This window comes from Vibrio sp. Vb1018 (genome assembly GCF_033338775.1).
In the GTDB taxonomy this organism is placed as follows: Bacteria; Pseudomonadota; Gammaproteobacteria; order Enterobacterales; family Vibrionaceae; genus Vibrio; species Vibrio alginolyticus.
In genome coordinates, this window is sequence record NZ_JAWOTI010000001.1 from 460,017 (window position 1) to 486,448 (window position 26,432).

The following is a 26,432-nucleotide window of genomic DNA, read 5'->3' on the forward strand; positions in this document are numbered from 1 at the left end:
TGATGATTCAGTGTATTAGCATCTAATTGAACATTTCCTTTTTTGGCATCTGCCTTTCTAGCGTGTGCAAAACCTTCTTGATGATTGAGTCAGCGAAGGCAGCGCGCAGCTCAATATCAATTCAATAACAATGGATTTGTAAACGTGGACAATAAGACATTTAAATTATCAACAATTGCCAAAACCGTACTGCCTTTGATTTCCGTCGCGGTAATCAGCGGTTGTGGTAGTGATAGCACGAACGAAGATACGACGAACCCTGGCTCAGGCTTGTACCCTGCGGGAGAGAACGAAGTCGTCATTTATTACAAACGTGACGTAGCATCAGCTTCAACAGCAAGCGACTACGAAGGTTGGGGCTTGCACCTATGGAACGGTGAGGGCTGTACCAGCACAGATTTAGACGCAATGGGCATTCCGGGAACAGGAACGGATTGGTCTGCGCCACACCCATTCGATGGCATCAACGACACCTACGGTGCTTACTACGTACTGAAAATAAACCCAGACGCCTCTGACCCACACGAATGCATGAACTTCATTCTGCACAAAGGTGATGAGAAAGCGTTCGGCAGCGCAAACTCAAAAGTAGAGTTGACGAAAATCGGCGAATCGAAAGGTTTGTTTGGCTTCCACGGCAGCAGTGAACTTTACTACGAGCCAATAGAAGAGCGCCCTGTTGATATTGATGGTCAAAAAGCCCATTGGTTAGACGCCAACACCATTGCATGGGAAGCGGCGACCAGTGCGGATTCCATGAAGCTGTTCTACAGCCTTAGCAATGACATCAAAATGGATGAAGATAAGCAAATCTCTGGCGGTACAGCGGTTGAGCTGATAAAAGCTGGTGAGTTGTCTGATGGTCTGAAATCACGCTTCCGTCACCTTGCTAGCCTTCAAGCTGCAGGTATCGATGTCGATGACGCGACCTTGCGTACGATCCTGAAGTCACAAATCGTTATGGTGGCTTACAACGCAAATGGTGACGTCATTTCTGCAACTGAAGTGCAAAAACCGGGCGTTTTGGATGCGGTGTTTGCCGATTCCAAGGCAGGTAACGCGATCGGTCAAGAACTCGGTGCGATTGTGGAAGGCGGTGCCGCAACCTTCAAACTATGGGCACCAACTGCCCAAGATGTTGATCTGATAATCTACGATGAAAACTTAGCAGAAGAAGCGACCGTTGCCATGACGGAAGACCCAGCAACAGGTATCTGGGTTTCTGAGGCACAAAGCAACGTTGTCAACAAATACTATCGCTACCAAGTTAAGGTATACCACCCAACAACTGGCGTCGTTGAAACGCGTTTAGTAACAGACCCATATTCAATGAGCTTGTCTAAGAACTCACGATACTCGCAAGTGGTTGATTTAGATGATCCAAGCTTAATGCCTCAAGATTGGAAAAACTACGCACGCCCAACGGTTAAAAAAGACGAAGACCACGTCCTTTACGAGTCACACATTCGTGATTTCAGCTTTAACGACAGCAAAGGCACACCAAGTCTTGATGGCAAATATCTGGCGCTTACAGAACCTGAGCGTGAGTCTGTATCTCACTTACAAGCTTTAAAAGATGCTGGCCTAACAACGCTACATATCTTGCCAGCATTTGATATTGCAACCGTGGATGAAGACGCTGACAAGCGAGTCGATATCACCGACACCGTGGGTAAACTTTGTGGCATCAAGCCAGAAGCCTCCATTTGTGAGACCGAAGATGACGGCAAAGTGATTGAAGAGGTATTAAATAGCTACGACCCAACAACGGGCAAAGCACAAGCGTTGATGAACGATCTTCGCATGCTAGACAGCTTCAACTGGGGTTACGACCCTTACCACTACACCGTGCCAGAAGGCAGTTATGCGACCGATCCTAACGGGTCTAAGCGTATTCTTGAGTTCCGCGAAATGGTTCAAGCGACGCATAAAATGGATCTGAAACTGGTCATGGACGTCGTGTACAACCACACAAATGCATCTGGTGTGAACGAAAAATCAGTACTGGATAAGATTGTCCCTGGGTACTACCACCGCCTAAACGTCAACACTGGCGGCGTCGAAAACTCAACCTGTTGTGATAACACCGCAACCGAGAACTTGATGATGGGTAAACTAATGGTTGACTCATTGATGGTATGGGCGGATGACTATAAAGTCGATGGTTTCCGTTTTGACCTTATGGGCCACCAGCCGAAAGATGTGATGGTTTACGCACTTGAAAAAGTCCGTGAAATTGACCCGAATACCTTGTTCTACGGCGAAGGTTGGGACTTTGGTGAAGTCGCGCAAAACGCTCGCTTCGATCAGGCGACACAAGTCAACATGGCGGGGACAGAAATCGGTACTTTCTCTGATCGTCTGCGTGACGCAGTTCGTGGCGGAAGCCCGTTTGATGGCGGTGTAGATTCTGAAGGTAAGCACCCACTTCGCTTTAACCAAGGCTTTGGTAACGCCGCTTACCCTAACGAAGAAACCAAAACTGACGCAGAGTCGGTGAATGGTCGTTTACACAACCAAGATCTGGTTCGTCTAGGTATGGCTGGTAACTTGGCTGACTACATCCTTCTTGATTACAAAGGCGAAACCAAGCTGGGTAAGAACGTTGATTACAATGGTGCGCCTGCAGGCTACACAAAAGTGCCATCAGAGAACATCTCTTACGTGTCTAAGCACGACAACCAAACATTGTGGGATAACAACGCCTACAAGATTGCGACAGGCACTTCATCTGCCGAGCGTGCACGTATGCAGTCTGTGTCCCTATCAACGGTGATGCTTGGTCAAGGCATTCCATTCATCCACATGGGTTCTGAGCTATTGCGCTCTAAATCTATGCAGCGCGACTCGTACGATTCTGGTGACTGGTTCAACCGTGTATTCTTCGACGGAAGCGACAATAACTGGAACGTTGGTCTACCACGTGAAGACAAAGACGGGGCAAACTGGGAGCTGATCAAAACCATCGTTGGTGACAGCACTGCGAAACCAGATTCAACCGACATCGAGCTGACTAAGCAACAATTCCTAGAGCTACTAAAAATCCGTAGCACAAGCGAACTGTTCCGCCTAGATACCGCGCAAGAAGTGATGAACCGTGTTGACTTCCGCAACGTAGGGAAAAACCAAATGGAAGGCTTGATTGTGATGTCTATCGACGATGGTACATCAGCAGGTGCCGATTTAGATTCGAACTACGATGCTATCGTGGCGGTTGTGAACTCAACATCAACTGAGAAATCTTTCAAAGTTGCCGGTGCAACTAGTTTCGAGTTACATGAAGTTCAACAAAACTCTGCGGATGACATCGTGAAAGGTGCAAGCTTCACCAATGAAACGTTCACAGTACCAGCACTGACAACAGCGGTATTCGTGCAGCCACAAAACGGCGCACAAGGTGCTGGCCTACCAGTAAACACGGATAACAAAGACGTATCGAGTATTCCTCCTTACGGCGAAACCGTTGTTTACGTGAAAGGCACGATGAACGAGTGGTCTGATAGCAGTGATTGGGCGATGACCTTTATTGGCAACGGTATGTACTCTGTAACTGGCGTTCTTGAAGCAGGTGAGCACGAATTCAAATTCGCGGACTCTGGTTGGGCAAATCCAAACATCGGTTGTGATGCTGCGAATATAGCTTCTGGTTCACTAGAATTAGGTTCAGAAGGTAACTGTAAGCTGTCTGTTGCTGAAACAGGTAAGTACAACTTCACTCTGAACGCGCTGCATGTTCAAGATGAAAGCGTAGAAAAACCGGTCGTGTCAGTGACCAAATCAGCAGATGCACCAACATTCGGTGAAACAGCACTATACTTACGTGGCACTATCACTACATGGGATGCTCCAGCACAAGACTCAACAGCGAAGTTCAGCTATGTTGCAAATGACGTTTATTCGCTAGACATTGACCTAGCGGCGGGCAACTACGAAATGAAAGTTGCGAGCGCAGACTGGGCAGCAGACACCAACTTCGGTGGCGAAGGCAGTGTTGAGCTTGGTAAAGCGCTAACGATGGAAGTCGGTGGCGGTAGTGCAAACCTGAAAATTGCGATTGCAGAAGCAGGAAATTACAACTTCCACTTCAACGCGGCTGACAAGTCGGCGCCAATCGTGACGGTAACGAAAAACTAGTTTCATTTAAAAACATCCGTAATGAAAAAGGGGAAGCATCACGCTTCCCCTTTGTTTTGTTGGCGTCACTAAATGGTGGATACCAAAATCAAAAAGGTGTTAGTTTCCCCAAATCTGTTCAACAAACTCAGGATGATCAATGAATGGATTACGATTGCCCTGAAAATCAAACACTTGTTGATTGCGGTTTCGTTCTTTTTCACTAACGGGATCATTTTTGTGCCAACGTTTCAGCATGTTTAACATCCAAGGTTCAAAAACCGTTGAACTTGAACCATCAAGGACAGCATCCGCATTGCTTGAATTGCCTTCCCAGTTACCTACAATATTTTCATAGCGGGTTGCCATGTAGAAATAAGCACGGGCGAAGTCGCCTTTAAACTCATCGATCGGCTCAAACACCGTACCGGAGTAGCCCAGACTAGTGCTTGCTTGGCCAAGTTTAGAGCCATTACTAGACACGTAGGTCGCGGTGCCCACTTCACCAAATGGCCAATTACTGCGCTTCGCGTTTACATAACCATCAGTTGCAAACAAGTGATGACCGTCTGAGTTCATCGGCTCAACCTTACCGCCAAACCAGCTTTTCGGAAAAGAGTGCTCACGGTTGTAGCAATCCCCTTCCGTTTTGTATTGGCCACATTGGTCTGTGACTTTGGTAAAGCTTACTGTATCGCTAGCAGATGGCTTTTCAGAGTACATATCGAGAATAGAGCCATCATTTTCATAATAACGATCAATATCGGCATCTTTTACCAAGGTCCACACCGCAGAATAACCTCGGCTGGAGTGATTATTGATAATGTTAAACAACGCTGTTTTTAGAGCGTATCCCGTCTTACCAGATGCCGCTTGATAGTAACCATCAACCACTGGTGGGGTCGTCGTTGTGTCACCTAAGTTAAAATCGGTGGTTTCACTTTTCGAGAATTCAGCGCCAGAAGCAAGAGTCTTATCTCCCACCTTCAACGCGTAAGACCCCGAACCATTGCCACAGCAAATGCCGTCGCCATAGCTGTCTTGAATCGTAAATTGGTAGTTACCATCGGCCAAACACATGGTCTTATCTACAGAGGTTGACGACTCATACCCCTGACCAGAGAAAAGCACTTGCGCTTGGCTATTTTTCAACTCCCAGCTAGTTTCTGAGCCATAGTTGTCCGTCGTGAGTGTAAGAACCACCTCATGATCACTACAATTTTCTACAGGAGGTTGTGTACTTGTCTCGGTCGGTTGAAAATTATCGACGTAGACAACTTCTGAGCCATCAAAACTGGCTTCATCGTAAAAACGCAAACCGACGTTGATGGTCTTGTTCGAGCTCGCTGTGTAGTTGTGCGCGAGCTCTTGCCACTGGTTTATCTGTTGTGGGTTCGAGTAATTGTGATAACCATCAACCACCAGACGTGCTTTTACATTTCCTTCGGTATGATAAACCGAGACAGAAAACGGATAGGTTTTCCCTTGCTCCACATTAATGGTTTGCAAAAAGTCGGTGTTACTTTGGGTACCTGTATTCACGACGACCTGGGCAGCCAGACCACCCGATTTGATTTGCTCGCTGCTTGGCGACACTGTAATGCCCGCGTCAATCTCTGACCACTGCGTAGGTACATTGCCATTCCACTGCTCAAAGTCACCGTTGATAATTTGGCTATATGCAAACGGAGAGCTAACAGCAGCAAGGAGACAGAGGGAGTTTGTTATGGATTTCATTATACTTTTCCATTAGTTATATAAATCCCAAACACGATAAACATATTAGTGGGGCATAAGTAATCCTTCAATCACATTTTTACGTTGCACAAGTGTTAATTTACTTTTTAATGTGCAGCTTATCTCACAAATATCCATCTGCTGAAAACAAATGCCAATACAAAAAGCGAAGCAACTTGTTGGCTACATCGTCGTAAAACCATTAAGGGAAAAGTAAAACAGACAGAAAAAAGCCAAGTGTGAGCCTATGGGGGTCAGCAACAACACTTGGCTTGTTTATAAGAAAGCTTGTGGTCAGCTCAACTGGTGAGCATCAATTCTGGATAATTCCTTAAGGTTTTACCGCAAAGAATCGTCCTTGTAGTGGCGACATCAGAATCTGATATTGACCATTACTCGGAGTAATTTTTTCATTCGTGAGCAAATCCACCAACTCACCAGTACCAACACTCTCCTGAGTAAGAGTGACGCTTCTAGCGCTCTGTAAGGTATTTAGCGCAAACAAGACTTTGTCCGAACCAGATTGTTTCAAGTCCACATAACTGCCGTTACTCGCAACTAAATTCGTGCGTGACCCTTGATAAAGTGCAGGATGCGCATCGCGCATTGTCATCAGCGATGTCACATAAGATTTGAGATCGGCTTGGTTTGCATCAAGCGTCGCCGTCACGCCTTCAATTTTCGCACTACTGCGCGCAACGTGATCATCGCACAAACCTTGAATGGCGCAGGTGCTGTTGTCTTCTTTTGCGGCAAAACCATCCACTTGATCCCCGATTTCATCACCGTAGTACAACGTGATTGGCCCGGTGTACGCCGCTTGGAAAGCAAACGCGGCTTTATGGCGTAACCAATATTCTGCATCATTCACATCCGCCAAGTTTCCGCGCTGTAACAAGTCACCAAAGCGCACTAAATCATGGTTGCCGATCATCAAATTCGGCTGCGCATGTGTTGGATATTGGTTGTGTGTGCTGTAGCCGTTGTCTAACCAATCCGCACCGCGACCACCCACGCCGCTCTCATTCACGGCCAAAGTTTCAACGAGGCGATATCGCATAGGGAAGTCAAACGCAGAGCACAATGCCGGATCGCTGTTCGATCCATACGCCTCATTCGCGATCTCAGACTCCCCTTTCCAAATCTCTGCCAGCATGTAACCCAACGGATTCACTTGTTCGCCTTTGCTATTGGTGTACGTCACACTTTGTGAGGCTTCATCGACGGCTTTACGAAGTTGTGTCCAAGCGTCTGTCGGAACTTGATAGGCTTGATCTAAACGCCAGCCGTCAATCTTCAGTTCTTTGATCCAATACGTTGCCACTTCTTTGTAGAAATCGAGACTGGCTGGGTAATCAACGGGGTTGCTCGATCCCGATGGCAACAAACCGGAGGGAGATGGTTTGATCAAACCATTCTTATGGTGGCCAAATACGCCATCAAAAAACACGTACAAACCGCGTTTGTGTGCTTCTTCGACCAAGGTTCTCGCCGTTTCTAAATCACCAAAACGTGGATCAATGGTGAAGTAATCCGTAGCAAAGTAGCCCGTGGCATCCAGACGATCGGCCCAGTGTTCTTGGCCCGCTATCGCTTCCGATTCAAAAACTGGCGTCAACCAAATCGCGTTCATCCCTAAATCTTGGATGTAATCGAGTGAATCAATCACTCCTTGCAAATCGCCGTTATGATGGCTGGTGCCATAACCTGTACCGTGACCAATGCTCGCATCACCATCTACAAAACTCTCTACCATGATTTGATAAGTACGAAGTTGGTTACTTTGCGCCATGACATTGGCTTGGCAAGCATAACTGGTATCCGGTAGCGGAGTGCTACTATTAGTGTCGCCACCACCAGAAGAATTACACGCAGATAAAGCACCAATCACACTTAACGCAAGCAACGATCGAGACAGGCGATGGTTACGTAGGATATTACGCATTTTATTCTCCCTAACTTACTCAAATAAACTACGGAAATTTGAGTAATAAAATTAACCCCGACATGTGTTTCATGCAGGGGTTAATAAATAAAAATAGATTTTAAATAATTGAATGGAATATTATTGGCACTTATTTACCATGACATGAACAGGTTTGCCTTTGCCTTCAAACTGAAGACTCCATACATATTTACCATCTTCTTTAATATCAACCGAAGTATCCGTACCGTAACCACCAAATGTTAATGGTGTTAATTCACCAACGTTCATTCGATTACCTTTTGCGGTAAATTGTGGGAACCATAATTCGGTCGCATACTGCATTTTGTAGGAGCCTACTTTTTCTTGAACCACGGCTTGGTAGAAATTATTCCCTTTGTAGGTGTATTGACGCTGAGGCACGTGTTTCCAATCGGAATCCGCAAAAGTACCCACCACAAATAGTGGTTTAGAAATAGGTCCTTTCGCCGTGCTGTCTGGGTTGTCACACGCTTTCATGAAAGCAACCACTTCGTCTTGAGACATATTAACAACTGGCTCTGTGGCCGCTTCAGGTTCTGCCGTCGATTGACAACCTACTAAGGCAACAAGTAGGGCAGCAGCAAGAGAGGTCTTCATCATGTTCATTTCACGTAATTCCTTTTTAGTATATCCAAAGCAAAATAAACTCAACGGTTAAAAGAAATATTAATCGTTATTAAAATGGAAATATCAAACGCCAAATAAATATCGTCAGATTGCGAATTTAAATCACTTTGAGAAGTTTGTTTATTTCCTAAGTACACAAAATAAATTAGGAACTGCCATTAATTATTGATCCAACCTATATAAAAAACAAAGTAATAAAAATAATTATGTGAATAAGGTAACTCTATGTAGGGGTATTTTTATTAGTTTATTTTCTATGAAAAAGGTCAGCATTTCGCTGACCTTTTTTTATCTGATTATTTTCTATTTACGGCTTTCACAAACACTTGTTGCGCACCTTCGATACCCAGTTCTTTTGCTTCATCAAGCAAAGTGAGCGCTTTCGGAATATCATTCGCTGCGACTGCCGCTTCAATTGAGCTGTAGTAGTAGCTAGTAAGGTCCGTACCTTGGGGAATGTTATCGTTTTTCGCAACAATCTTAGTATTCACAATATCATTCGCGGATACCGAAAAGCGGAACTGACCAAGTGGGCTATGTTTCGCTAGAGGGTCTGCAATATCTGGCGGCTGAGTGTGACGCGCCATGGCGAAGGCTTTTGCAGGGTGTAAAACTTGTGTACTTCCTTTTAGATCGGCGGAAGTCGTGTAAACCAACACATGCAGATCGTTACCTGTCATGTCTGGAATCACATTGAGATCAAGTACGAATTTATCGTTGTCCAACAGTTTTGCTGGTTCATACTTAAACTTTGAAAAATCTGCTTGGTAAATGGTTTCTCCTGCCGAGTTCATCACTGCGACATTAGGAGCATAAAATTGAAGTTCTTTACTTACGAATGTCTCTAATTTGATATCGAGACTGCCACGGTTACCTGGAAGAGCAAACGCTGCAATAGCGCCAGCACTGTTACCATCCAACAACATTTGGCTTTTATCAGTCAAAGCGAATTCAGTAACCACAGGCACGTTAAGCGGTACCCATTGAATATCACCCGATTGCGTGATCACTTGTTGCTGACCTTTTGGACTCATCTCTACTTGTTCTACAGACGCACAACCAGTAGCCAACATGCCCAGCAGTACGGGAGCAAGCCATTTTTTCATTACTGTCTACCTCGACTCTTTATTGTTTTTTAAATAAATACAGCCAGATAAGTTCTGGCTGTATCATTCTAGGACAATTTAGGACTTAGTGGTTAGATGATTACCACCAAGCTTCAGCTTGTACACCGAACTGGAACGTATCGTCTGAACGACCGTTGTCAAATGTGTTTGAGTTGTCTTCTTTGTCAGCCGTTAGGTAAGAAGCGTAAACACGGATCTCAGGACGAGCCCAGAAGCTAGAGCCAGCAGACCATGCTTGAGCAACAGTTAGCTTACCGTATTTGTTTTCTTCGCCGTCGTTATCGTCGATAGCGTAACCAGCTTCGAAAATAGTTTTGTGGTTGTCATCCCATTTGTACATTGGACGAACAACAACAGACATTGTTTCCCACTTGTCTTGGCCAGCCCACATGTCTTCACCAACACCGTACACTAACTGGTGACCCATTTCCCAGCTGTCGCCCATGCCGATTACACCCCAGTTGATTAGGCGGTAACCAGATGCACCGTTGTCAGCTTCTGCGCCGTACCAGCTACCGTCGCCGTAGAATGCCATTGTTTTAGAGTAACCTTCAGTACCGTACTGAAGCACTGTTTTGTTGAAACCAGCGTCTAGACCTTGAGTCAATTCTGCTGTGAACATTACGCCGTTTTTCGCATCTTTAGTGCCGTTTGGCGCAGCGTCAGTTTCGTTAAGAATTGCGTAGTTCAAGCCCATTTCTAGAGAGCCGTTGTCCCATAGAGGAAGACCTGCGTAACGTACGTCTAGAGTGTTTACGTTTGTTGCGCCACCATCGTTGCCTGGGTCTGCGATATCGCCGCGGTCGTTACGAACCCAAGCGAAAGAAACTTTACCAGGACCAGCTTCGATACCTTCAACACCAGCGCCCGCGCCAGAGATGTTCCAGTAGTAGAAGTCAGAGATATGAATGTCGTGACGTTGGTAGTAGCGTTTACCTGCCCAAAGCGTTGCTTCAGGAGCAAAGTTTAGTAGGCCTTTAGCTTGAACGTTGAACTGACGTAGTGCGAATTGTGCATCGTCTACACATTTCACTTCGCCGTTATCCAAACCACAGTTAGCAGAAGTGCTTTCCCAGTCGTTTGAACCGTTAGAAGTCATTGCAACCATAGAGTCTACGTAGAACGTTTTGCCGTTGTTGTTGTAAACTTCTTTACCTAGTTGAATCTCGCCGTAGATATCGCTTTCATTACCTAGACGACCGATCTTGTTCTTTTCGAATGTTAATTGTTGACCACCGTCAGCGTTCACGCCAACGCCAGCACGCATGTAACCGTGGAAATCCACTGCGAATGCAGAACCAGCAGCTAAAGTTGCAGCTACAGCAGCAGCAATTGCACTTACTTTTTTCATTCTTAACTCCATTAAGGGTATTTATAATTCTGTCTTCCCTGCTCACTCTTTTAGGTGAATATAGGCAGTAAAAACACACCTAAAGAAAGAGAGGTAAGATGGGAACGAATCCCCGTTTGTTTCAACAGTTGTGAGATTACCCGAGGCGTACAAGGATGACTTCCTCCGCCCTAAACTAATTTAAGGGGGATGAGAAGGGAGTAGAAAATTTACCGAATGGTGTTTTTTCGAGTCAGATCACCAATCTAGGGAGGAATTAGTAAGTTTGTTCGGTTTTGAGCCGCTACAAAGTGATAGCCATTTCATATTTTTGACTCTAAGCCGTCACATAAAGTAATTAAATTACACGAATATTTTTATATTTAGGGTGGTTGACCTTAGTAAGACAAAGTTTTTAACTTATAGTTTCCTAAAGGTAGCAATAAATATTAAATAAAGTATCTCCGATGACACGACTTCTCTCTCGCCCCTACCCCCTGGGCGCAACATTAAATAAAGAAGGCTGTAACTTCTCTATTCATGCTCCGGGCGTAAAAGACATTCAACTGGCATTGTTTGCAGACGATGGCAGCTACGAGCTTCGCGGTTTACCGAATGAATACGCTGGCATACGTCATACTTTTATTCCAGATATTAAGCCGGGGCAAAAATACGGTTATCTTGTCTCCCACAAGGACGAGCCACTGTTAATTTCTGATCCGTACGCAAAATCAATAGATAAAGCCCTCCACTATCACCCTCCCTACTCTCCAGCCAAAAGTTTCGATATGCCGAAGTGCGTCGTTATCGAAGATGATTTTGACTGGCAAAACACGGATCACCCGCGTATACCCAGAGAAGAGATGGTGTTGTTTGAGACGCACGTCAAAGGGCTTACCCAACGCCACCCAGAGGTTGAAGACAAGCTGAAGGGGCGCTACTTAGGTCTTGCATCACCTGAAATGCTGGCCTTTTACAAACAGCAAAACATCAACACGCTGCAATTGCTACCTGTCGCAGCATGCATGCATGAGCCTCACCTACTAGAGATGGAAAAGGTCAATTATTGGGGATACAACCCTTATCTCTTTATGGTGCCCGATCCGCGCTACGCAGAACAAGACGCCGTTACGGAATTAAAAACAACAATTCGCGAATTGCATAAAAACGGTATCGAAGTGATTCTCGACGTGGTTTACAACCACACTGCTGAAGGTGGTGAAGGGCCTACAATCTTCAACCTGAAGGCCCTCGATTCCTGTTTTTACATCAAACATGGCAACCACTTCGCCAATTACACTGGCTGCGGAAATACAGTCGATCTCACCTACCAACCAGCGTTAAACCTTGTGATGGATACATTACGCTACTGGGTTAGCGAATTTAAAGTCGATGGCTTCCGTTTTGACTTGGCTGCAACGTTAGGTCGACAGGGCGATGATTACAACCCAGAAGCAGCTTTCTTTAAAGCCGTTGCGCAAGACCCAATTTTGCGTGAAACCAAATTGATTGCCGAGCCTTGGGATATTGGTCCAAATGGCTACCAAGTGGGTAACTTTCCATTTGGTTGGAACGAATGTAATGACAAACTGCGTGATATTTCCCGCAGTTTTTGGCGCGGTGATCAAGGCTATTTAAAAGAGTTTGCCACTCGATTAATGGGCTCTCGTGACATTTATAGTGCAGCGAACTGGCCATACAAACTCACCGTAAATTACATCACGTATCACGATGGCTTCACACTGCAAGATTTAGTGTCTTACAAGCACAAACATAACGAAGCCAATGGCGAAGAAAATCGCGACGGTCACGGTGACAATCGTTCAGAAAACTACGGTGTTGAGGGCGAGACAGAAAATCTGATGATCATCGCCACGCGTGAGAAGCAAAAACGCAACCTTATTGCTAGCTTGCTGTTTGCCTTCGGTATCCCACACATTCTCACTGCTGACGTGTTGTCTCACACCCAAGGTGGTAACAATAATGCCTATTGCCAAGACAACGAAACCAGTTGGCTGAACTGGGAAGAGACAGAACGTAAGCAACATTTCAAAGCATGGATGTCACAAATGGTCGCCAACCGAAATCAATACATGGTGCCATTTATCCGAGCTTTCAGTGGCGAAAACCGCAATAACAACCGTATTTTCTGGCGCCGTACAGACGGTCGCTTAATGGAGCACGATGATTGGAACCGTTTAAGCTCTGTCGCACTTCACCTTGGTATCGGTAAAGAAGGGCAAGAGCTGGTTTACCTCATCAACCAAACTAACGCCACAGCGCGCTTTAAGCTCCCCAATGAGCGAAAGCAAGAATGGGTGACGATCTGTGATACAAACGTACGTAACCTCAACCCAGGACATGCTGAAGGCGAAGTCTTGCTGTCACCCACCTCGATGGTGATTTTGCACTATCAACCAATCCAAAGCACACCAAAAGGTGAGCAAACGCGTAGCTAAGTTATAAACGCTCCAAAAAAGGAAAGCCGATGCATCTCAGTGCTTCGGCTTTTTTGTTGGTTAGATGTGCCTAACTCATTATTCGCAAGGCGGCGCTAGGTGAATCAAAGCTAACCCACCCTGTGACGTCTCGCGGTATTTCTTGTTCATGTCCTTGCCCGTTTGGTACATGGTTTCAATCACCTTATCCAACGAGATCAAACATTTACTATTACGCTTTAGTGCCATGCGAGATGCATTGATCGCTTTCATTGCACCCATTGCATTACGCTCAATACACGGTACTTGCACTAAGCCACCAATTGGGTCACAAGTCATGCCTAGTGAGTGCTCCATGGCGATCTCGGCCGCAATACAAATTTGCTCATTACTACCACCACGCAGCGCGGTCAAGCCAGCTGCCGCCATAGAAGAAGAAACACCGACTTCGCCCTGACAACCTACTTCGGCACCCGAAATAGACGCATTAGTTTTGTACAAAATGCCAATCGCACCGGACACAGCAAGGAAGTCTTTAAGCTGTTTAGTATCAAGCTCTTTGATGAAGCGATGGTAGTACATCAATACCGCCGGAATCACACCCGCCGCACCATTAGTTGGCGACGTTACGACTTGTCCACCAGCCGCGTTTTCTTCACTCACAGCAAAAGCAAACAGGTTAATCCAATCCATAATTTCCATTGGATCGTTTTCGATTGCTGCATTTGCTTCAAGCTTCTTCAACAAGTTTGGCGCACGGCGGGTCACGTTCAAACCGCCATCCAAAATACCTTCTGTTTCGAAACCACGCTCCATGCAACGCGTCATCACACGCCAGATCTGTTCTGCGCGTTGATTGATGGCTTCCATTTCCTGAAACGCTTGTTCGTTTTTCAGAATCATGCCGCCGAGGCTCATGCCGTTCTTCTCTGCCTGTGCCAACATTTCGTCCGCACTGGAGAATGGAAACTCAACTTCAACGGGAGCAGTCGCACTGCCATTTTGCAGTTCATCCGCCGTTGCGATGAAACCACCACCGATTGAGTAGTAAGTTTCAAACCCAACCTGATTGCCGTGCGCATCTAACGCAGTAATCGTCATGCCATTCTCATGCAGAGGAAGGTTCTCTTCATGGAACAACATGTCCGTTTTGTAGTTGAATTCGATTTCATGACGGCCATCGACAGACATCATGCCCTCTTCAATCGCCTTGCGCATCGCTTTATTCGCAGAAGCGATTTTGATGGTATCTGGTTTGTTACCCAACAGACCCAAAATCGTTGCGCGGTCAGTATGGTGACCAATCCCCGTTAACGAGAGTGAGCCGTATAAATCGACTTGAATACGAACCACTTTTGCCAAGTTCGATTCAATCAAACGAGTGAAGTGGTAACCCGCGATCATTGGACCATTGGTGTGAGAGCTAGAAGGGCCCACACCAATCTTGTAAATATCAAAGATGGACAGCATAAACTTACCTATTACGACAATGCAGCATAAAGCCAATCAGGGAGAACCATACAAGCAGCGATGGTCGCCACAGCGAACACCAATAGCCCGTAATGGCTTGCGGTTGGCTTTGCAAAAAGATGTTTTTGATTATTGATAAAAATATGTTGCTCGGCAGTCACAGCGCCCCAACGACGGCTTACTAACACACCAAACAAAAGGAAGACAAACGTACCAATTGGCGCGAACCATGGCCAAGCCACGTCGAGATACATGGCAGTAAACACCGCAATCACACTCATGATACTGCCAACGATCACGCCTTTCTCATTGGCTTTCGCCCAGAATAAACCAAGCACGAATGAACCCAAACGGATACCAACAAAGATGGAAGTCAGGCTAGCGATGGTTTTGAGTACCGATTCATTCGATACCGCCAGAAGAGCTGGCACTACCACCATGGCCGCAGCGAGCAAACTCATCTTTCTTGCGACTTTTTCGTAGTGCTCATCATCGGCACTCTTGCGAACGAAACGCTTGTAGATATCGAACGTCGCGACGGTCGCCATCGAGTTGTAGGTCGAGTCCAGCGTCGACATTGCGGCCGCCGCCAATGCGGAAATGATCAAACCAACCACAATAGGGTTAGTGTGGTTGAATACAAAATCCAAAATCACTTCGTTGCTGTTTTCAAACGATTGATCTTGATAGAAAACACTCAAAAGAACACCGAGTACCGCGAAGAACAAGTACACGAAAAACGCACCGTAACCACACAACAGCATCGACTTCTGCGCCGTCTTTTCACATCTCGTCGCTAACGTACGTTGGATGATCAATTGGTTGGTGCCGTACACACTCAAATGCAAAAAGCTCACGGCAACCACGCCAGCCCAGAGTGTGGTATCCACGCCCAAATCAAAGTCTAAGTTGATGATATTCAAGTGATCACGAGAAAGGTAATCTGCCGCATTAATCTCTGTCATTAGAATGGCAAAGATAGCGATGCTGCCTGCCACCAATACTGCAGATTGCAACATATCGGTCCAGATAACCGTGGAGATCCCGCCCGCATAGGTATAGCAAGCGGTGAAAATACTAATGTAGATAATGGCTTCAGAAATACTGATAGGCAGAACTTGCACTAAGATCAGCGCCACGGCATACAAAATCACACCCGCTGAGATACATTGAACCACAATGAACACAATCGAGTTGATGGTTCTTGCATACACCCCAAAGCGGTGCTCAAGGTATTCATAAATCGAAGTCAGACCCAGCTTATAAAAAACAGGCACAAAGAAAATAACAGTGAAAAAGATAACGATGGGATAGTTAAGGTGAATACTCATCGCTTCCATGCCAGAGCTATAAACCCAACCAGGCATCCCTACAAACGTCATCGCACTAATGTAAGTCGCAAGTATCGAAACACCCGCCGTAAACCAGCCAAATTGCTTTCCACCCGTGGAAAAGTCGCCACCATTGCTGTAGCGCTTATTCACTAAATAGCTGATTAGTATGGTAATTGCTACATATAACGCAATCACCACAAAACTTGAGTACGTAACCATTTTAAGGTTTTCCTAATTCTGGGTAGCTAATTATTATGCCCAGATATTACTGTAAAAAGGCATTTTTAAACGACAATCCCACTGTAAGTGTGATTATTATCACCAATATAGGCGAAAATGTATTCAAAATCGCCAAAAACGCCGATTAGTGAGATCCTTGTCACTAAAACCCACAAAATGGGTACGCATTCATTTTAAAATTGATTTTGATCACGGATCTAATAACCTTAAAAAAACTATGATTCACCCCGACACGAAATCGAAGATGATCCAAATAAGATCGTGTTCATTAAGTTTGAATAGCAACAAATCCTAAGTGAAATAGAGGTTTATCGGTCATGAATGCCAAAAGACACATGAGCGAAGTTCCTATGATTCAAAGGGTAGCTGCCTATCTAGCGATACTGGTTGGTTACTTTTTCTATTGTTATAACTTTGTAATTATTGACTACGTACGCCCATACATCGTTGAAGCGTATGATGGTATTAGCCTGTCAGACACTGCCCAGTTCTATACATGGCAGTCGGTTGGTGCACTTATCGGTGCATTGAGCTGTGCTTGGTTCGCAACAAAATTTGGTAAGAAATCCACTCTTATTACCATCACAGCCCTAAACGGTGGCGCAACGATCATCAATATGATGTTCACCGACTACGCAACATGGGCAGCAATGCGTTTCATCATTGGTTTGTCACTGGGTGGTTACTTCACCGTGGCAGTAAGCCTAATGATCGGCCTATTTACGCCAACGGTACGTGGTAAGTTGACGGCATTCGCGTCTTCTATGTTCTCTGTAGCACTGATGGTAATGGGTGCGTATGCAGCATTTATTGCAAGCATTGATGCACCATGGGAAAGCCTAATGCTTGTAGGTGGTATCCCACCATTGGCAGCCGCTGTGGTCATGATCTTTGTACTACCTAGCGACAGCAAAGTGATCGCTTACGGTGAAGAAGAGCAAGCAAAAGTAGAAGAATCAAATGCACCAGCGAAAAAAGGCTCTTGGGGCGAAATGCTAAGCAAGCCTTACCGTAAGATCACACTAACGTGTCTATTACTGGCTGGCCTTAACTTCTACGGTTTCCAATTCTTTGGTGGCTTCGTAACCACATACCTACGTGATGTACGTATGTTCGACGGTGCAACCATCGGTCTCATCTTCTCTATCTCAGCATTTGGTTCACTGTTTGGTGCGTGGTTCTGGGGTTGGGTAGCTGACAAATTCGGTCGTAAGGTGAACGCGTTTGGCTTCATCCTAGCGGGCATCATGGTTTCAATCTTCTTTGTTGCACCTGGCGACATGGTGATTGGCGGCCTAAACATGCTGGCTCTACTTGGTCTGATTTACAACTTCGGCCTGTCTTCTTCAGCGGTATGGGGTGGTTACTTCTCAGAACTGTTCCCAGCACACCTACGTAGCTACGGCGCGGCGCTATTCCACGGTGGTCGTATCCTCGGTATGTGGGCACCAATGGTACTTATCTTCATCCAAGAGCGTACCGACCTACAAACCGCAATGTGGGGTTCACCAATCGTATGGATCCTTGCTGGTCTTCTATGGCTATCACTGCCAGAGACACTAAAAGGCGGCGTGTTCGATAAGAGCAAAAAAGCCGAAGCAGCAAAAGCGTAACTGAATTTCAAAAACTCCGGCTGGCTCCCCGGCCGGATGAAAAAACTTAATTTCGAGTCCTGTTCCCAAAGCCGACTCGACAGCAAATAAGAGAGTTTATTATGTCTAAATATCAAGAAGCGAAACGCGTTGTACGTGAATACTTCAGCGCAATGGAAAACGCAACTCACGAGAACGTGGCAGAAGTACTAAAAGCACACACTTCAGAAGATTACCTATGGCGTGGTGTTTACCCATTCCGTGAGCAACAAGGCGCTCAAGCAGCGGCTGACGTTTTCTGGGCTCCTTTGATGAAATCAATGACTCGCATGCAGCGTCGTCAAGACATCTTCATCGGTGGTGAGAACGAAGTAACATCAGGTGAAATCTGGGTAATGAGCATGGGTCACTTCATGGGTCTATTCGACGCTGAATACCTAGGCATGCGCCCAACTGGCAAAATCATGAACATCCGTTACGCAGAATTTAACTGTGTTGAAAACGGCAAGATCACTAAGACTGGCCTATTCCTAGACCTTCTAGGCGCGATGGACCAAGCGGGTTGTTACCCACTACCACCATCAACAGGTAAGCACTTCGTATACCCTGGTCCTCGTAACCACGACGGTCTACTGTTCGAAGACGCAGCACCAGAAGAAGGCGTAGCAACACTAGCACTAGTGAACAAGATGGTTGATGACCTATCTGCACTGAACGACAGCGGCGCTATGGGTTGCCCACCAGAAGTTCTTGAGAAGAGCTGGTCTAAAGACATGATCTGGTACGGTCCATGTGGTATCGGTGCGTCTTACACAATTCCTCGTTACCAACAGCAGCACCAATTGCCGTTCCGTAACAACCTGAAAGACAAGAAGTTTAACGGCCACGTATGTCGTTTCGCAGAAGGTAACTTCTCTTGTTTCTTCGGCTGGCCAAACCTATCTAACACGCCAATCGGTGGTTTCCTAGGTATGACAGGTGGTGAAGTACGTGCAGACATGCAAGTGGTTGACGTTTACTACCGTGATGGCGACAAGCTATCTGAGAACTGGGTACTGATCGACCTTCCTTACTGGCTAAAACAGCAAGGTCTAGACGTGTTCGAGCGTACTCAACAGATCCTAAACCCTTCTCTATAAGAAGTCCTAGGGGCGGATTGTCAAACCGCCTTTATGTTGCCTGAATCCCCTCTCGGTTCAGGCGACATGCTCCCAACTCGTGCCTCAAGGATGGGGCACAACCTCAAGATAGAACCCTTATTCACAACGGGCATGAACGCACGGTGGCTTTCTGCGCCCTGAATAATGAGATTGATGATGAAAAAGTCGACCCTTTCTGCAGTGATTTTAGCAGCGCTTACTTCTAGCTCAGCCTTTGCTGCACACACTTTTGTTAATGACGCTGGTGACAGCTTAACCATCGATGGCCGTTTCGATCTTCGCTACCAAGACCGTGGCGGTGATGACAACGGCGAATGGAATAGCGGCAGCTCACGTTTCGGTTTGAAAGGCCAAATGGGTCTGGATAACGGCTGGACTGGTTTCGGTCACGCGGAATGGGGCTACAACTCTGGCGCGAACGGCGACAACATTTACGACCGCTTGCTATACGCAGGTGTTGATCACGAAAAATACGGCAAGATTGCTGCGGGTACTAAGCAGTGGTCTACCTTCTACGACGTAGCATGGTACACCGATTTAGGTCGTGTATTCGGTACTCGTGGCTCAGGTGTTTACAACCTAGCTGACTGGGGTATCGCATCAGGTGCAGGTCGTGCAGAAAACTCAATTACGTACCGTAATTCAATTAATGACAAAGTGAGCTACGGCTTTACTTACCAAACCACGCGTGAAGATGTTGCTCTAGCAAGCAATGCGACAGCCTCACTGAAAAACGGCATGGGTGCGTCTATCACTTACAAACCCGTTGATGGCGTAACACTTGGTGCGGCTTACCATCAAAATGAAGTTGCGGATCTAGACGCAAGCGTGGTTGGCGTAGAAAACGGCGACAACATGCGCATCATGCTATTGGGCGCAAACTACAGCAACGGTGGCTTCTACGCGGGTGCGACTTTCCACGTTGGCGAAAACTGGGAAGCGGTAAGCCAAGGCGGTACGGACGTAATGTTCGATACCCTAGGTGGCGAAATCTACACTTACTACCACTTCGACAACGGCCTACGCCCAACGTTGAACTACAACTACATGGAAGATCGCGGTGACGAGACACAAGGTTATGAGCGTAACTTGCTGATCCCTGGTCTTGAATACCACTTCCAGAAGAACAAATTCCTAGTTTGGACTGAATACCAGTTCGACCTAGGTAAAGATCAGTACGATGGCAGCAAATTCGAAAACCGTGATGATCAATTCGCGGCAGGTATTCGCTACTACTTCTGATAATACTCATCGCTCACCACCTATACCCAAGTAGCCTTAAGGTGGTGAGTGATGAAGTTCTTATCAACACAAAGCAAAGTTATCTTGAAGCCAAGTAGTCATCACTTCACTAATAATTAAAGGCTGCTCAAGCGTAGATAGATGCCCACACTCAGGGATAACATGAAGCGTGACGTTTGGGATGCATCTCTCCATGAGCAGATGATTGTCTAGCGGACAAAGCTTATCTTCTTTACCTGTTATCACCAACGTAGGAGCTTGAATGTCCGCCAATAAAGGTCGAGCATCCGGGCGAGTTGCTAACGCTTTAGCATGTGCTTCAAATGCCTCCAAACCTACATTGACCGCCATGCCTTCTATACGCTCAGTTAACGCTTTGTCTTGCAAACGGCTTGGATGAATCAGCACAGGCATCAGAGTGTCAGGCGTAATGCGTTCAAACTCACCATTTAATGCCTGATTAACCAGTGCATCACGCTTTTGTGTCACCTCTGGCTTTTCATCTGCTGCATTGGTATCCATGAGGATCAAGCCTTTGACTCTGTTTGGCGCTTGACGGTACACCTCAAAGGCAAGAATCCCACCCATTGATAAGCCACCCAAGACAAACTCCTGCGGTGCGTCTTGCAACACTCTCTGCGCCAGCTGTTCCATTGACGGCAATGAAGCCAGCGTCGGGCATGAAGGCTCAACCCAACTTGGCAACGCTCGGTTAATATCCTCAAACAATGTGCCATCACAAAGTAGTCCGGGTAGCCAAACTAACGAGGTGGGTTGCGTCATTTTATTCTCCTGCAAGCGGCTTTGGTTGATCAGACCCAAGAATACAATACGTCAAACTATTACCACGCAAGTTCGTCAGTGAATAAGACGCACCTTCTGGAACATTCAACACATCACCGCGCGTTAAAACAACACTCGCTTGTTCGCCTTGATGCGTGAGGACCACTTCAGTATCGCCATCAAAGTTGATAAGTACTTGTTTTTCTTCTCGGCAGTGTTGAGGAATCGAGCCACCTTCAGAAAGCTCATAAGCCATGATGCTCACTTCATCTTCACTCTTTACTTGGAAGTCATAGCTCGCCAAAGGGTGACCCGTTAAGGCGTATTGTTTCACGTTGCTTCCGCTGAAATCGCCTTTGATTTCACGATAATCTTTTTGCAGAGCGACAAATGGCATCATCTCTTCTGCGGTGTAGGTATCGAAGGTCGCGAGCTCTTCTTCGGTAAGCAGCGGCATCAATTCTGATTCTTGTGGCACCGGGTCGCCATTAATGGTGTCCACGAGTGTGCCATCGGCTTTGAGGTATAAACCATAACCTTGACTGTCTTTAATAACGTTTGGATGCCAAATAACGCCGCCACCTGAATCGTCGCCGCCAAGTACCGAGAACATAAAGCCGTAATCGCGGCCAACCACTTCAAATCCACGGAAGAGATTGGTTGGAATCGAGATGACGTCACCGTGAGACAACACCGCCTCATGCTCTCCATCGTTCCCCCAATAAAAACGGAACTGACCTTTGAACACCAAGAAAAGCTCAGCGGTGCGATGAGAATGTAACGAATTTTTGATGCCCGGCGGTTGGCCTGCAGCACCAATATTAAAGCCCGCCGTATCGCGAATATGAACATGCTGACGACTGCTCTCTGCCACCCCTGCACCGATAATACAAAAGTTATCTTTGAGATCACTGCCTGGCGTGCGCGCATCAATAAACGCACTCGTACCCGGAATCAGTTCCATGTAGCGGACCAGGTTATTATTCATTTTAGATTGTAGAGTCATTGTAAATCCTTGTTGTCCTTGTTTGGACCTAGCCTTTGAATTGTTAGTTACAAGCCTAAAGTTAGTTACAGACCAAAAGTGTGTTACAGACCTAAAGGTCGCCCACCATCAACCGCGATGGTATTGCCTGTCGAGAAGGTCAAAACTTCTGCTGCGGCGTACACGGCTTGAGCGACTTCTTCATCATTGGCTAAACGCTTAAGCGGTGTGGATTGTTCTTGTTGATTACGCCATGCGTCATCCAAGCCTTTGACAAACTCAGTGTCGACAAGCCCTGGAGCAACAGCCAAAACGCGAACCTCGGGAGACAGAGCGCGAGCTAAAGAACGGGTCATGTTCTCCGCGGCAGATTTACTTGCACAGTAAGCAATGTTGCTCCCCATCGCAGTCTGTGCCGCGATAGAAGTAATGTTCACCACACAACCATTGGCTTGCTTAAGCCAAGGCTCAAACGCTCGAACCATGGCAAAAGGCGCACGGACGTTCACTTGGAAAATTTGGTCAAACAGTTGATCATCTAAGCTTTGCAAATCAGAGTGCGCGACGAATTTCGTCATCCCCGCACAGTTGACCAACAAATCCAGCTTGTCGCTTATTTCACTGACTTGATGTTTAAGCTGTTCAATCGCACTAGAATCTGCCACGTTCAGTTTGAATGCTAGATGCTCGTTACGTGGCAGCGAAGAAAGCACATCCTCGGCCGCTTTCTGATTACTGTTGTAAGTCAGAATTACGCGATATCCAGATTGAGCCAGCTTGCGACAAATGGCGGCACCCAGTCCGCCACTGCCGCCTGTGACTAAGGCAAGTTTCGACATATTACGCCTCTTCTACTTTGCCTTTGTAACGGCGCACACGAATATCCGCTTGCTCTTTGTGGCCAGCAAAACCTTCGAGTGCACACAAGCGAGAGCAGTACTCACCGACTTTTAGCGACGCAGCTTCCGTTACACGCTGGTAAGTACAGGTCTTGATAAATTTACCTACCCAAAGACCACCGGTGTATCGCGCCGCTTTCTTCGTTGGCAGTGTATGGTTGGTACCAATACATTTATCGCCGTAAGAAACGTTGGTTTCACGACCTAGGAACAAGGCACCGTAGTTGGTCATGTTATCTAGGAAGTATTTAGGATCTTCGGTCATAACTTGAACGTGTTCAGACGCAATATCGTCTGCCACTTCCACCATTTCTTCGTAGCTATCACACACAATCACTTGTCCGTAATCTGCCCACGCTTTACCCGCGACTTCAGCCGTTGGAAGAATGGTTAACTGACGTTCAATTTCTTTGATGGTTTCTTGCGCAAATGTTTCGCTATTGGTCAACAATACAGCGGGAGAGTTGTAACCATGCTCAGCCTGACCAAGCAAGTCTGCCGCTGCCAATTCCGGGTCACAGCCTTTCTCATCAGCAATGACCAAGGTTTCCGTTGGCCCTGCAAACAAATCGATACCAACGCGACCAAACAACTGACGTTTTGCCTCTGCCACAAATGCGTTACCCGGCCCTACAATCATATCGACTGGCGCAATAGTCTCTGTACCAAGAGCCATTGCACCTACCGCCTGAACACCACCGAAGCAGTAGATTTCATCCGCACCCGCCATTGCCATCGCAGCGACAATCGCGACGTTCGGCTGGCCGTTAAACGGAGGCGCACAAGCAATAACACGTTTTACGCCCGCGACTTTCGCCGTCAGTACACTCATGTGAGCGGATGCAACCAATGGGTATTTACCGCCAGGGATGTAACAACCCACGCTGTTGACTGGAATATTTTTATGCCCCAGTACCACACCAGGCATGGTTTCTACTTCGACGTCTTTCATTGAGTCACGCTGAATTTGAGCAAAGTTTCGAACTTGTTGCTGAGCGAACTCGATATCATGACGAGTCGATTCATCAAGCGCATCCACACAGGCTTGGATTTGCTCTTCTGACAGGCGGAATTGCTCCGGCGACCAGTTATCAAACTTTTCAGACAACTCACGTACAGCGCTATCACCTTTCGATTCAATATCAGCAAGAATGTTTTCAACAATCTGACGCACTTTTGCGTCGTTTGATGCTGATGCTTCTTCAGTGATTCCGTTTTTTAAAATGCGTGCCATTGGGTTTCTCCTTGAACATTGAGGCTGACGAACGGTTATTTTTATGCTTTTGGATACGAATGCAAAATCAGATTAAACACTTAATTAACATTTGACAAGTTAAGTCAACAAACCAAAAAAACCACCCTTAAGCCTTTGTATTGATTAATTTAAACAAATAAAAGTAAGTAATAAGGACCTTGATTGAGTTTAATTTTTAATCAAAAATGAGTTTTAGATCACATCATTTTTACTCATCATTTACATTTCACCGTGTTAGTTTTTGCATACCTTTGCAAAGGAGAGAATTATGAGCAATTTTAAGCAACGTCTGACTAAAGAAACGCTATTAGGTACATTTGTTAAAACCCCTCATCCTCACATTATCGAGGTATTGGCACTGGCAGAGTTGCCTTTTGTGGTACTGGATGCAGAGCACGCACCTTTCGATCGTTCCTCGCTTGATCTGTGCATCATGGCGGCCAGAGCGAATGGCCTCGCGTGCGTGGTACGAGTACAAGACAGCGCTCCTTCAACCATTTTGAACGCGCTTGACTGTGGCGCGGCGGGTGTACAAATTCCCCATGTTTGTACTGCTGAGCAAGCGACGCAACTGGCGAAAATCTGCCATTACGGAGAAGGTGGCCGAGGGTATGCTGGTTCCAGTCGAGCAGCGCAATACGCCACTAAGCCCATGGTTGAACACTTAAAAGACAGCCGTGCGAATACGATTGTCATTGCACAAATTGAAGACCCTCAAGGGGTCGAAAATGTTGAAGCGATTGCCAATGTTGAAGGTATTGATGCGCTCTTCATTGGCCAAGTTGATCTCACTGTCGCTTATGGTGCTGATAGCGTTCATGATGAGAAAGTCGCACAAGCAAGTATGCGAGTAATCGAAGCGGCCAGAGCCGCCAATAAACCTGTTGGCATGTTTGTCGCGACGGCTCAACAAGCTCGGGAATGGCGTGAACTCGGCGTTAGCTTCTTTTGTGTTGGGTCTGAACACAAAATGATCATTGATGGCTTCAAACAAGAGAGAAATGTGATGAATTCTTGAGTTTTCTCTGATATTTACGCCTTATCAATGTAATGCTCTAGACACAGAAATCCCCTAGCCCATACACTCAGCACGTATGAGCAGGTTCAATGGCCTTAAATAAGGAGTATCACCATTAAAGCGAAAGTAACTTCGATCGACGTCGCGAAGATGCTCGGCGTCTCTCAATCGACGGTATCTAGAGCATTCAGCCCGACTGCGAGTATTAGCGAGAAGAAACGCAAAATGGTGATGGATGCCGCAGCTAAGCTCGGATACACACCGAATGCCATCGCCCGAGGTCTGATTTCGAATCGTTCAGGCTTAGTGGCGATTGCGTTAGATAGCGAATCAAACCCAATGTACGACATGCAATCTCGTGCTTTGGCTGTCGAAATTCAAAAGCGAGGCGGACAAGTTGTGCTTTGCCCTATCGACAAGGACGACCTCGATCTCGCCATTTCACGCGCCATTGAATACCAAGTGGACGGACTCGTTATCGCCACCAGCCGTTTAACCTCACGCGCGTTTGCCCAATGCGAAAAGTTTGGCGTTCATTTAAGCTTGATTAACCGCTACGCCGAGGGTATTAATGCCAATAGCTCTGGTATTGATAACCGATTGGCGGGCCAACAAGCAGCCGAGTATTTAACGCAGAAAGGCGCAAAACAGTGTGCTTATATCAGTGGCGATGCTGGCTCCATGACCAGTGAAGAGCGTTGGCTAGGTTTCTCTTCAAAATTGCAAGAACTCGGCTCCCCGTCACCAACCTTTATCCAAGCCAAGTACAGCTTTGAAGCAGGCTTAGAAGCGGCGAAAGCGATCTTGTCGCACACTAGCAAACCCGATGCAATTTTTTGTGCAAACGACATCCTCGCCATGGGTGTGATGGATGGCTTGCGACAAGCCGGAGCAAAGATCCCCCAAGACTTCTCTGTGATGGGTGTAGATAACATTCCGATGTCTGCATGGCCGAGCTATGATTTGACCACCATTGCTCAACCAGTCGACAAAATTGTTAAACGAGCGGTTGAAGATTTGATGAATCGAATCAACGGCAACCTGGATGCAACTGGCGAATACCTTTTCGAGCAAGGCACCTTAATCGAACGTAGTAGCACCATTTAATAAATCCAT

18 protein-coding genes are annotated in these 26,432 nt (G+C 46.4%); 7 read left to right on the forward strand and 11 right to left on the reverse strand.

Features of this window, described 5'->3' with window-relative positions; translation table 11 throughout:
- Positions 1-144: 144 nt before the first annotated feature.
- Positions 145-4,134, forward strand: a complete 3,990-nt coding sequence (pulA, locus tag R7Z10_RS01960) for a pullulanase-type alpha-1,6-glucosidase (RefSeq protein ID WP_318103785.1) — start codon at positions 145-147, stop codon at positions 4,132-4,134.
- Between the two features lie 99 nt (positions 4,135-4,233).
- Here the strand turns inward: pulA and R7Z10_RS01965 are convergent, their stop codons facing one another.
- The 5 genes from R7Z10_RS01965 to R7Z10_RS01985 all read right to left on the reverse strand — a co-directional run bounded on the left by R7Z10_RS01965 (position 4,234) and on the right by R7Z10_RS01985 (position 10,921).
- Positions 4,234-5,850 (reverse strand): endonuclease, encoded by a 1,617-nt coding sequence (locus R7Z10_RS01965; protein ID WP_138939479.1) that lies wholly within the window; start codon positions 5,848-5,850, stop codon positions 4,234-4,236.
- Positions 5,851-6,181: 331 nt separating this feature from the next.
- The gene (locus tag R7Z10_RS01970) at positions 6,182-7,795 is read right to left on the reverse strand and encodes an alpha-amylase family glycosyl hydrolase (protein ID WP_318103788.1); all 1,614 of its coding nucleotides are present in this window, start codon (positions 7,793-7,795) and stop codon (positions 6,182-6,184) included.
- Between the two features lie 120 nt (positions 7,796-7,915).
- Positions 7,916-8,422 (reverse strand): hypothetical protein, encoded by a 507-nt coding sequence (locus tag R7Z10_RS01975; RefSeq protein WP_017634473.1) that lies wholly within the window; start codon positions 8,420-8,422, stop codon positions 7,916-7,918.
- 317 nt (positions 8,423-8,739) lie between these two features.
- On the reverse strand, positions 8,740-9,549 hold the full coding sequence (locus R7Z10_RS01980) for a MalM family protein (protein WP_005374786.1): 810 nt from the start codon (positions 9,547-9,549) through the stop codon (positions 8,740-8,742).
- Positions 9,550-9,649: 100 nt separating this feature from the next.
- Positions 9,650-10,921, reverse strand: coding sequence for a maltoporin (locus tag R7Z10_RS01985; protein WP_005374784.1), 1,272 nt, complete (start codon positions 10,919-10,921; stop codon positions 9,650-9,652).
- A 446-nt stretch (positions 10,922-11,367) separates the two neighbouring features.
- On the opposite strand from R7Z10_RS01985, the gene glgX reads away from it, so the two are divergent.
- Positions 11,368-13,359: a glycogen debranching protein GlgX gene (glgX, locus tag R7Z10_RS01990; protein ID WP_213906959.1), complete on the forward strand. Its 1,992-nt coding sequence runs from the start codon at positions 11,368-11,370 to the stop codon at positions 13,357-13,359.
- Between the two features lie 78 nt (positions 13,360-13,437).
- Here the strand turns inward: glgX and R7Z10_RS01995 are convergent, their stop codons facing one another.
- The gene (locus tag R7Z10_RS01995) at positions 13,438-14,808 is read right to left on the reverse strand and encodes an L-serine ammonia-lyase (RefSeq protein ID WP_318103791.1); all 1,371 of its coding nucleotides are present in this window, start codon (positions 14,806-14,808) and stop codon (positions 13,438-13,440) included.
- A gap of 11 nt (positions 14,809-14,819) precedes the next feature.
- The gene (locus R7Z10_RS02000; RefSeq protein WP_318103794.1) at positions 14,820-16,361 is read right to left on the reverse strand and encodes a sodium:solute symporter; all 1,542 of its coding nucleotides are present in this window, start codon (positions 16,359-16,361) and stop codon (positions 14,820-14,822) included.
- A 338-nt stretch (positions 16,362-16,699) separates the two neighbouring features.
- Between R7Z10_RS02000 and R7Z10_RS02005 the strand changes: the two genes are divergently transcribed.
- From R7Z10_RS02005 to R7Z10_RS02015, 3 genes are all read left to right on the forward strand, one after another.
- A complete protein-coding gene (locus R7Z10_RS02005; RefSeq protein ID WP_045390635.1) occupies positions 16,700-17,995 on the forward strand; it encodes an MFS transporter in 1,296 nt (431 codons plus the stop codon).
- Between the two features lie 101 nt (positions 17,996-18,096).
- The gene (locus R7Z10_RS02010) at positions 18,097-19,113 is read left to right on the forward strand and encodes a nuclear transport factor 2 family protein (protein ID WP_005374772.1); all 1,017 of its coding nucleotides are present in this window, start codon (positions 18,097-18,099) and stop codon (positions 19,111-19,113) included.
- Between the two features lie 177 nt (positions 19,114-19,290).
- Complete coding sequence (locus R7Z10_RS02015) at positions 19,291-20,376, forward strand: porin (RefSeq protein ID WP_039974032.1); 1,086 nt, start codon at positions 19,291-19,293, stop codon at positions 20,374-20,376.
- 63 nt (positions 20,377-20,439) lie between these two features.
- Here the strand turns inward: R7Z10_RS02015 and R7Z10_RS02020 are convergent, their stop codons facing one another.
- From R7Z10_RS02020 to hisD, 4 genes are all read right to left on the reverse strand, one after another.
- A complete protein-coding gene (locus R7Z10_RS02020) occupies positions 20,440-21,159 on the reverse strand; it encodes an alpha/beta fold hydrolase (RefSeq protein ID WP_151515263.1) in 720 nt (239 codons plus the stop codon).
- Between the two features lies 1 nt (position 21,160).
- On the reverse strand, positions 21,161-22,165 hold the full coding sequence (locus R7Z10_RS02025; RefSeq protein WP_151515262.1) for a cupin domain-containing protein: 1,005 nt from the start codon (positions 22,163-22,165) through the stop codon (positions 21,161-21,163).
- An 83-nt stretch (positions 22,166-22,248) separates the two neighbouring features.
- Positions 22,249-22,983, reverse strand: a complete 735-nt coding sequence (locus tag R7Z10_RS02030) for an SDR family NAD(P)-dependent oxidoreductase (RefSeq protein WP_151515261.1) — start codon at positions 22,981-22,983, stop codon at positions 22,249-22,251.
- A gap of 1 nt (position 22,984) precedes the next feature.
- Positions 22,985-24,277 (reverse strand): histidinol dehydrogenase, encoded by a 1,293-nt coding sequence (gene hisD, locus R7Z10_RS02035; RefSeq protein WP_005374756.1) that lies wholly within the window; start codon positions 24,275-24,277, stop codon positions 22,985-22,987.
- A gap of 289 nt (positions 24,278-24,566) precedes the next feature.
- Between hisD and R7Z10_RS02040 the strand changes: the two genes are divergently transcribed.
- Positions 24,567-25,316: an HpcH/HpaI aldolase/citrate lyase family protein gene (locus tag R7Z10_RS02040; protein ID WP_258614457.1), complete on the forward strand. Its 750-nt coding sequence runs from the start codon at positions 24,567-24,569 to the stop codon at positions 25,314-25,316.
- A gap of 150 nt (positions 25,317-25,466) precedes the next feature.
- Positions 25,467-26,423 carry a LacI family DNA-binding transcriptional regulator gene (locus R7Z10_RS02045; RefSeq protein ID WP_025768661.1) on the forward strand — a complete coding sequence of 319 codons (957 nt, stop codon included), beginning with the start codon at positions 25,467-25,469 and terminating at the stop codon, positions 26,421-26,423.
- Positions 26,424-26,432: the final 9 nt, after the last annotated feature.